The sequence below is a fragment of the Pseudomonas sp. CM27 genome (assembly GCF_013179515.1).
Taxonomy (GTDB): domain Bacteria; phylum Pseudomonadota; class Gammaproteobacteria; order Pseudomonadales; family Pseudomonadaceae; genus Aquipseudomonas.
In genome coordinates this window covers 1-8,560 of record NZ_JABMCN010000254.1, presented here as the reverse complement: position 1 = coordinate 8,560, position 8,560 = coordinate 1, and the positions used below count along the sequence as shown (strand labels likewise).

Annotated in this window: 8 protein-coding genes; 2 read left to right on the top strand and 6 right to left on the bottom strand. The window is 61.7% G+C overall.

The genetic code is table 11. From position 1 onward, the window contains the following. From HP547_RS24360 to HP547_RS24340, 5 genes are all read right to left on the bottom strand, one after another. Positions 1 to 149 (bottom strand): ATP-binding cassette domain-containing protein (locus HP547_RS24360; protein ID WP_172287909.1); only part of this gene is annotated, 149 nt, incomplete at its 3' end. Then, complete coding sequence (gene livG / locus HP547_RS24355; RefSeq protein ID WP_172229093.1) at positions 150 to 917, bottom strand: high-affinity branched-chain amino acid ABC transporter ATP-binding protein LivG; 768 nt, start codon at positions 915 to 917, stop codon at positions 150 to 152. Then, positions 914 to 2,170, bottom strand: a complete 1,257-nt coding sequence (locus HP547_RS24350) for a high-affinity branched-chain amino acid ABC transporter permease LivM (RefSeq protein WP_172229091.1) — start codon at positions 2,168 to 2,170, stop codon at positions 914 to 916. The genes livG and HP547_RS24350 overlap by 4 nt, the downstream gene beginning before the upstream one ends. Then, on the bottom strand, positions 2,167 to 3,090 hold the full coding sequence (livH, locus tag HP547_RS24345; protein WP_008097482.1) for a high-affinity branched-chain amino acid ABC transporter permease LivH: 924 nt from the start codon (positions 3,088 to 3,090) through the stop codon (positions 2,167 to 2,169). Before livH ends, HP547_RS24350 begins: the two co-directional genes overlap by 4 nt. A gap of 188 nt (positions 3,091 to 3,278) precedes the next feature. Next, entirely contained in the window at positions 3,279 to 4,394 is a 1,116-nt protein-coding gene (locus HP547_RS24340; protein ID WP_172287906.1) for a branched-chain amino acid ABC transporter substrate-binding protein, read from the bottom strand. 359 nt (positions 4,395 to 4,753) lie between these two features. On the opposite strand from HP547_RS24340, the gene HP547_RS24335 reads away from it, so the two are divergent. Next, on the top strand, positions 4,754 to 5,065 hold the full coding sequence (locus tag HP547_RS24335) for a DUF2288 domain-containing protein (protein ID WP_172229087.1): 312 nt from the start codon (positions 4,754 to 4,756) through the stop codon (positions 5,063 to 5,065). A gap of 177 nt (positions 5,066 to 5,242) precedes the next feature. After that, complete coding sequence (locus HP547_RS24330; protein WP_172287903.1) at positions 5,243 to 6,130, top strand: NAD(P)-dependent oxidoreductase; 888 nt, start codon at positions 5,243 to 5,245, stop codon at positions 6,128 to 6,130. On the opposite strand, the gene HP547_RS24325 is transcribed toward HP547_RS24330, so the two are convergent. Beyond that, positions 6,030 to 8,294, bottom strand: coding sequence for a bifunctional diguanylate cyclase/phosphodiesterase (locus HP547_RS24325; RefSeq protein ID WP_172287901.1), 2,265 nt, complete (start codon positions 8,292 to 8,294; stop codon positions 6,030 to 6,032). The two genes, HP547_RS24330 and HP547_RS24325, sit on opposite strands and share 101 nt — an antisense overlap. Positions 8,295 to 8,560: the final 266 nt, after the last annotated feature.

Genomic DNA, 8,560 nt, shown 5'->3' with positions numbered 1-8,560 from the left:
GAGCCGCACAGGGTCATCAGCAAGGTCGACTTGCCGGCGCCGTTGGCGCCGATCAGGGTAACGATCTCGCCCTGGTTGATCTCCACGTTGACGCTGTGCAGCGCCTGGATCTTGCCGTAGAAGGTGGAAACGTTTTCGAACTTCAGCATTTACGCTTCCCCCAGGTAGGCTTTGATCACATCAGGGTTGTCGCGGATCTGTTCCGGCGTACCGTGGGCCAGGGGGGTGCCCTGGTTGATCACCACGATATGGTCGGAAATGCTCATCACCAGCTTCATGTCATGCTCGATCAGCAGCACGGTGACGTTGTGCGACTCCCGCAGGTAGGCGATCAGCGCCTTCAGGTCTTCGGTCTCTCTCGGGTTCAGGCCCGCGGCCGGTTCGTCGAGCATGATGATGCGCGGCTGGGTCATCATGCAGCGGGCGATTTCCAGGCGACGCTGCTGGCCGTAGGCGAGGGTGCCGGCGGTACGGTTGGCGAATTCGGTCAGGTTGACCTTCTCCAGCCAGTACTGCGCGCGTTCCATGGCCTCTTTCTCGCTGCGGCGGAAGTTCGGGGTCTTGAACAGGCCGGCGAAGAAGTTGGTGTTGAGGTGGCGGTGCTGGGCAATCAGCAGGTTTTCCAGCGCGGTCATTTCCTTGAACAGGCGCACGTTCTGGAAGGTCCGCACCACGCCCTTGCGGGCGATTTGGTGCCCGGCCAGGCCTTGGATGGGCTGGCCATCGAGCAGGATGGTGCCACCACTGGGCTTGTAGAAACCGGTCAGGCAGTTGAACACGGTGGTCTTGCCGGCGCCGTTCGGGCCGATCAGCGCCACCACCTGTTTTTCCTTGACGGTCAGGGCCACGCCGTTGACCGCCAACAAGCCGCCGAAGCGCATGCTCAGGCCGCTGACTTGCAGAATTTCGCGGCTCATCGACGCAGCTCCATGTGTGGACGTTGCATGGGCAGCAGGCCCTGCGGACGCCAGATCATCATCAACACCATCAGCGCACCGAACATCAGCATCCGGTATTCGCTGAACTCACGCATCAGCTCGGGCAGCAGGATCATTACGATGGCCGCGAGGATCACGCCCAGTTGTGAGCCCATGCCGCCGAGCACGACGATGGCAAGGATGATTGCCGACTCGATGAAGGTGAACGACTCCGGCGTCACCAGGCCCTGGCGCGCGGCGAAGAAGCTGCCGGCGAAACCGGCAAAGCAGGCACCGAGGGTAAACGCCGAGAGCTTGATGATGGTCGGGTTCAGGCCCAGCGCGCGACAGGCGATCTCGTCTTCGCGCAGCGCTTCCCAGGCACGGCCGATCGGCATGCGCAGCAGGCGGTTGATCACGAACAGCGCCAGCAAGGCCAGCAGCAGCGCCACCAGGTACAGGAAGATCACCTTGTTGATCGAGTTGTATTGCAGCCCGAAGAACTCGTGGAAGGTCTGCATGCCCTCGGCGGCACGGCGTTCGAAGGTAAGCCCGAAGAACTCCGGCTTGGGGATGTTGCTGATGCCGTTGGGGCCGCCAGTCCAGTCGGTAAGGTTGCGCAGGAACAGGCGGATGATCTCGCCGAAGCCCAGGGTCACGATCGCCAGGTAGTCGCCGCGCAGGCGCAGCACCGGGAAGCCGAGCAGGAAGCCGAAGGTGGCGGCCATCAGGCCGGCGATCGGTAGGCACACCCAGAAGCTCCAGCCCAGGTAGTGCGAGAGCATGGCATAGCTGTAGGCGCCGACGGCGTAGAAGCCGACGTAACCGAGATCGAGCAGGCCCGCCAGGCCGACCACGATGTTCAGGCCCAGGCCCAGCAACACGTAGATCAGGATCAGCGTGGCGATATCGACCGCACCGCGCGAGCCGAAGAACGGCCACACCAGTGCGGCAACGATCAGGCCGATGATCACGTAGCGCTGGGTTTTCGGCAGGGTCAGGTAGTTGCTGACAGCCGGCGGGATCAGCTTGCGATCCGAGCGGCGGCCCATCACCGAACTCCACTGCTTGTCGAACAGCACGCGCAGGAACATCAGCACCGAACACACGGCGATGATGCTGATGGTGAACGAACCCTGGCTGTGCACTACCAGGCTGATGCCGTCGATGCTCAGTTTCAGACCCAGGACCGGGAAGGCCACGGCCCATACCAGCAAGGCGCTGAAGAACGCCTGTTTGAGATTTCTGTTCATACTTTTTCAACCTCCGGGCGGCCCAGGATGCCGGTCGGCCGGAATAGCAGGACAAGAACCAACAAGCCGAATGCCACCACGTCCTTGTACTGGTCACCGAAGATATCGGCGCCAAACGCTTCGGCCACGCCCAGCACCAGCCCGCCGAGCATGGCGCCCGGGATGCTGCCGATGCCACCCAGCACCGCCGCGGTGAAGGCCTTCAGGCCCACCAGGAAACCGGCGTTGGGGTTGATCACCCCGTACTGCATGCTCAGCAGCACGGCCGCCACGGCTGCCAGGGCGGCACCGATGACGAAGGTGAGGGCGATGATGTTGTTGGTGTTGATGCCCAGCAGGTTGGCCATCTTGATGTCCTCGGCGCAGGCGCGGCAGGCGCGGCCCAGGCGAGAACGGGAGATGAACAGGGTGAGCAGGGTCATGGCCACCAGGGTGACGACGAACACCAGGATCTGCATGTAGCTGATCAGTACTTCCTCCGCGCCGCCCGGGCCGAACGAGAAACTGCCGGGGATCAGGTTGGGGATGGACTTGTCCTTGGAATCCTGCGAAAGCAGCACGGTGTTCTGCAGGAAGATCGACATGCCGATGGCGGAAATCAGCGGGATCAGGCGGTTGCTGTTGCGCAGGGGGCGGTAGGCAACCCGTTCGATGCTGTAGCCATAGGCACTGGTGACGAAGATCGTCGCGACGAAGGCAACGGTCATCAGGATCGGCAGCGAATGGATACCCATCATGGCCAGGCCCGCCAGGGCGATGAAGGCCACATAGGAACCGATCATGTACACCTCGCCGTGGGCGAAGTTGATCATGCCAATGATGCCGTACACCATCGTGTAACCGATGGCGATCAAGGCATAGGTGCTGCCGATGGTCAATCCATTAACCAGTTGTTGGAAGAAATGGTAGATCTCAGGCATTACAGCGCTCCTAAAAACCTGATTTGCATTTCGCTGGCGGGGGTAGGGCCAGGAAACCGCGGGTGACGGTTTTAAGATTTTCAGGTGAGCCGGCATCCGGATCGCGGCAGCCAGGCTCATGAACCTCGTAAAACAAAGCCCACTGCTCGCACAGTGGGCTTTTTACGGTCAGCTATTTAGTCACGCAGTTACTGAGGGGAGACTTCGGTCTTCGGCTTGCCGAAGTGCCATTCGTAGACCACGAACTTGAAGTCTTTCAGGTCGCCTTTCGCGTCGTAGGCCAGCTCGCCGGTCGGGGTCTTGAAGGTGCCGGCGTGGATGGCGGCTGCCACCTTGTCGGTGTCTTCGGACTTGGCGGCCTTGATACCCTGGGCGATCAGTTCGACAGCCGAGTAGGCCGGGAACACGAACGGGCCGCTTGGGTCCTTGCCGTCTGCCTTGATGGCATCGACGATCTTCTTGTTCTCCGGGTCGGCATCGAACGACTTCGGCAGGGTCACCAGCAGGCCTTCGGAGGCGCCTTGGGCGATCTGCGAGATGGAGTCGTTACCCACGCCTTCCGGGCCCATGAACTTGGCTTTCAGGCCTTTTTCCTGAGCCTGGCGCAGGATCAGGCCCAGCTCTGGGTGGTAGCCACCGTAGTAGACGAAGTCGACGTTGTTCTGCTTGAGCTTCTGGATGATCGAGGAGAAGTCCTTGTCACCGGCATTCAGGCCTTCGAACACGGCAACCTTGGTGCCTTTGCTCTCCAGGGTCTGCTTGACCGCAGTGGCGATGCCTTCACCGTACTGCTGCTTGTCGTGCAGTACCGCGACCACTTTCGGCTTGACGTGGTCGGCGATGTAGTTGCCGGCCGCCGGGCCCTGGGCGCTGTCCAGGCCGATGGTGCGGAAGATCAGCTTGTAGCCACGGGCGGTGATTTCCGGCGAGGTGGCGGCCGGGGTGATCATGATCACGCCTTCGTCTTCGTAGATGTCGGACGCAGGCTGAGTAGAGCTGGAGCACAGGTGGCCGATCACGAACTTGACGCCGTCGTTGACCACTTTGTTGGCGACTGCCACGGCCTGTTTAGGGTCGCATGCGTCGTCGTATTCCTTGGCTTCGAGCATTTTGCCATCGACGCCGCCCGCGGCGTTGATGTCCTTGATGGCTTGCTTGGCGCCGATGAACTGCATGTCGCCGTACTGGGTCACAGGACCCGTCTTGGGACCGGCGATGCCGATCTTGATGGTATCGGCGGCAAACGAATGGCTGGCTACCCCGGCCAGAACCATTGCGGCGAACAGCTTGGAAATCTTGATCATAGTGCTCCACTCATTCTGTTGTAATTCTTATAGTCCTGGCGGCCAGGGCTACAGACCGGGCGGGATTTGCGGCGTGGCCATGCCAACGCGCAAGCCCACCTTCCCCCGGAACATGTCCCGGAACTGTACCGGTACAGTGTAGAGCGCTGTTCGAGCGCTTGAAAAGCGGTCGAAAAGTGCCTGTTTCCCGTGTTGTCGCTTGGTCGACAGAAAGATACAGAAAGGCGCCATCAAACTGCCTGCATCTGCGGCTTTGCCCCGCGAATTCGGGGGCAATCGACCAAATTACTTATTTGAAACCGGGTTTTTCTGCAAAAATGCCGACCTTTTCATTGGCCGATTTTTTGCGGATACCACCCATGACTGATCAAACAAGCACCCTCTATGCCAAATTGCTTGGCGAGACAGCAATCATCGAGTGGAAAGCGCTTGAGCGTTTCTGGGCCAAGGGTGACCTGATTTGGGTCGACCCCCGCCTGGACCTGATCACCGTTGCCGAGGCGATGGCCGAGAATCGCGGCGAGATCTTCGCCAAGTGGCGTAGTGATGGCACTGTTGGGCCGGTCACCGCCGAGCAGGCCCTGGACCTGCAAAGCCGCGATCCAGAGATCTGGGCCGTGGTCGTTTCGCCGTTCATCGTTATTCAGGTAAAAGACCAGAAAGAGGCGTGATCGCTTTTGGTGCGTGAAAATACGCAGCGGCCCCGTTTTGGTGCTTGATGGCGTTCAAGGCGGGTAGAGGTAAGTAACAATTCGGCGTGGCGGTAACAGTTTACGGAATGCGTAATGTGTCCCCAGTTCCGCCAGGCCACGCGCAGCCTTAATGTTCGAACCAGTCAGGAGTCATCGATGAGCACTGCACTACCTTCGCTTGGATTCGCCGGCATCGGCCTGATGGGCCTGCCCATGTGCCGGCGTCTGTTGGCGGCGGGTTACCCGCTGACTGTCTGGAATCGCAGCCCTGACAAGTGCGCGGCGCTGGTCGCCGCTGGCGCGCGCTTGGCCAGCAGCCCGGCGCAACTTTGCCGCGACAGCGACATGGTGCTGTTATGCCTGGCCGACACCGCTGTGGTGCGCGAGGTGGTGTTCGGCATTCAAGGCATTGCCGAGGGTGGGCGTAGTGGCCAGCTGCTCGTCGATTTCTCCAGCCTGGAGCCCACCGCTACCCGCGAAATGGCCAGCGAACTGGCGGCACTGTGTGGCATGGCCTGGCTGGATGCTCCGGTGTCCGGCGGCACCTCCGGTGCCGAGGCCGGCAGCCTGGCGATCATGGTCGGCGGTGAGGCAGCCGACCTGCAACGTGCACGCCCGGTGCTGCAGGTGCTGGGCCAGCGGGTGACGCACATGGGCGCGGTGGGCGCGGGCCAGGTGACCAAGGCTTGTAACCAGATGATCGTGGCCTGCAATGCCCTGGTCATTGCCGAAGTGGTGGCGCTGGCCGAACAGTCGGGGGTTGATGCGACCCTGATCGCCGAAGCCCTGGCGGGTGGTTTTGCCGATTCCAAGCCGCTGCAGATACTCGCACCGCAGATGGCCGAGAGCCGCTTCGAGCCGATCAAGTGGCATGTGCGCACGCTGCTCAAGGACCTCGATGGTGCGGTCAAGTTTTCCCGCGAGCAGGGTTCTGCGACGCCGCTCAGTGGCCTCGCCGCGCAATTGATGCGTCTGCACGGTAGCCAGGGTTACCTGCATAAAGATCCGGCGACCCTGGTAGAGCTGTATCGCAGCAAGGGGTGAGCCCAGCGCCGAGGCGTTGTGGCCGCTCCAGTAGCGGCCGCAGTTCAGCCAGGGGCACAGGGCGCCCCAGCAGGTAGCCTTGCAGGTAGTCGCAGCCGTGGCTTTCGAGAAACGCCTGCTGTTCGACGGTTTCCACGCCCTCGCTGACGACCTGCAGGTGCAGGGTATGCGCCATGACGATGATTGCCTGGACAATTTCGCGATCCTTCTGGCTGCCCGGCACATCTTGCAGGAAGGTACGGTCGATCTTCAGTACGTCGAGCGGTAGCCGTTTGAGGTACGCCAGTGATGAGTAACCGGTGCCGAAGTCGTCGATCGATAGCGCAACGCCCAGGGCGCGAACACGCTTGAGCAAGCTGACGGTGCGCTGGATATCCCCCATCAAGGCGTTCTCGGTCACCTCCAGCTCGAGCTGGCGGGGCGCGAGGCCGGCGTGGAACAACGCCTTCTCTACCTCTGCGGGAAGTTCGTCGTGGCTGAGGGTGACCGCAGAGCAATTCACGGTGACCTTGAGCTCGCCATAACCGTGGCGTTGCATGTGGGCCAGGTCGGCGCAGGCGTGGCGCAGTACCCACAGGTCGAGGTCGATGATCAGGCCGTTGGCTTCGGCGATGCCGATAAACCGGTCGGGCCCGAGCAGGCCGTGTTGCGGATGCTGCCAACGGACCAGGGCTTCCAGTTTGGCCACTTGTCCGCTGCGCAGGTCGAAGATCGGCTGGTAGTGTACGCACAGCCCACGCTCTTCGAGCAGGGCCAGGCGCAGCTCTTCTTCCAGTTGCAACGCAATTGTGGCCCGCGCCTTCAGGCTGTCGTTGAAGAAGTTCAAGCTGTTACGCCCGTTGTCCTTGGATTGGTACAGGGCCAGGTCGGCATGCTTGAGCAGCTCTTCGGCTGTGCTGCCGTCGTCAGGGAAGATGCTGATACCGATGCTGGTGGTCATGACCATGCGCCGGCCACCCAGGTCGATCGGCTCTTTCATCCGCTGCATGATGCGCTGGCCCAGGTGGCGCGCTTCGTCGCGGCTGTTGAGGCTGGTGACCACGCAGAACTCGTCGCCGCCAAAACGCGCCACCAGGTCCTGGCTGCGGGTGGCGGCCTTGATGTGATTGGCGATCACTTTGAGCAGCTCGTCGCCGGCATCGTGGCCAAGGCTGTCATTGATACGCTTGAAATGGTCGATGTCGAGGAACATCACCGCCAGGCGGCTTTCGCTGGCCTGGTGTTCGGCAAGGCGTTCGGCCAATACCTGGTTGAAGCCACGGCGGTTCACCAGGTTGGTGAGCGCATCATAATGTGCGGCCTGCTGCAGCGAGGCTCGGGCCTGGTCGAGCTGGCCGAGCAGTACGCTGACCCGGCGAAGGTCATGCTCCTTGCTTTGCAGCTTCTTGTCCGCCAGTGCCGCGCTGATGCTGGCGCCACTGATCAGCAGGGTGATGAAACCGATGCCCAGCCCCAGCTGCAGGCTGTTGTCGCCAGAGGGCAGGCGCAGGGCGGTATCGGCGGGTATGACCAGGGTCATGGCCGACATGGCGGTGAAGTGGGTAGCCACGATGCCGCCGGCCATCAGCAGGCTGGCGCCGTATTTCATCGCCTGGTGCAGGGTACCGCTGCCATTGCGAAAGTAGCGGGCCAGGCACAGTGCCGCCAGGCTGGTGAGCAGGGCGATCGCGGCAGACGCCAGCAGCAGGCCTGTCTGGTAGTACTGGCGGGCGCCGGTTTCCATTGCGGCCATGCCGACAAAGTGCATGAGGATGATGCCCAGGCCGATCAGCACGGCGCTCAGCACAAAGTGACGCGGGTCTAGGTGGCTGCGGTCGAGGCTGTGCATGGCCAGCCAGGCGACAGCCAGGGCGATGAGCAGCGAGAGAATGGTCAGGGAAATGTCGTAGTGCACTTCCACCGGCGCCTGGAACGCCAGCATGCTGATGAAGTGCATGGCCCAGATGCCGCCTGCCAGGCAGCACGCGCCGAGCATGTTCCATTGCCGGTGTGCGGTGGGGTCCTCGCTGTGCGACTGGCGCTCAGCCATGTCGAGGGTGGCGAAGCACGCCGCGCAGGCGACGAGATAGGCGAGCAGAACCAGGAAGGGCTCATGGCGGCAATCGATGACGATACGCCCGGTTGCAGGAAGGTCGGCGAACAGTTGCAGCCCCAGCCACTCCATGGAATGCCTCTTGATCGAGTTTTCACTCGTCTGCGCTACAACCCTGTGCAGACTGTCCAGAGGCAGTATAGGAAGAGGTGTTTAAGCCTTCCTGAATAATGGCACATTGATTCCTACGATTTGGTTATCAGCCTAATCGCCTGAGGGAATAAATGAGCGACCGTTCAAGCAACCCCTGTAGGAGCGGCCTTGTGTCGCGATGGGCTGCTCAGCAGCCCCCGGATTTCTGCACCAAGGCCAGGGGCTGCAGCGCAGCCCATCGCGAC

What these genes read in the sequence shown, in the direction of transcription:
- HP547_RS24350 (WP_172229091.1), bottom strand. Translation starts at nt 2,170, where the DNA reads ATGAACAGAAATCTCAAACAGGCGTTCTTCAGCGCCTTGCTGGTATGG.
- HP547_RS24325 (WP_172287901.1), bottom strand. Translation starts at nt 8,294, where the DNA reads ATGGAGTGGCTGGGGCTGCAACTGTTCGCCGACCTTCCTGCAACCGGG.
- livH (WP_008097482.1), bottom strand. Translation starts at nt 3,090, where the DNA reads ATGCCTGAGATCTACCATTTCTTCCAACAACTGGTTAATGGATTGACC.
- livG (WP_172229093.1), bottom strand. Translation starts at nt 917, where the DNA reads ATGAGCCGCGAAATTCTGCAAGTCAGCGGCCTGAGCATGCGCTTCGGC.
- HP547_RS24330 (WP_172287903.1), top strand. Translation starts at nt 5,243, where the DNA reads ATGAGCACTGCACTACCTTCGCTTGGATTCGCCGGCATCGGCCTGATG.
- HP547_RS24340 (WP_172287906.1), bottom strand. Translation starts at nt 4,394, where the DNA reads ATGATCAAGATTTCCAAGCTGTTCGCCGCAATGGTTCTGGCCGGGGTA.
- HP547_RS24335 (WP_172229087.1), top strand. Translation starts at nt 4,754, where the DNA reads ATGACTGATCAAACAAGCACCCTCTATGCCAAATTGCTTGGCGAGACA.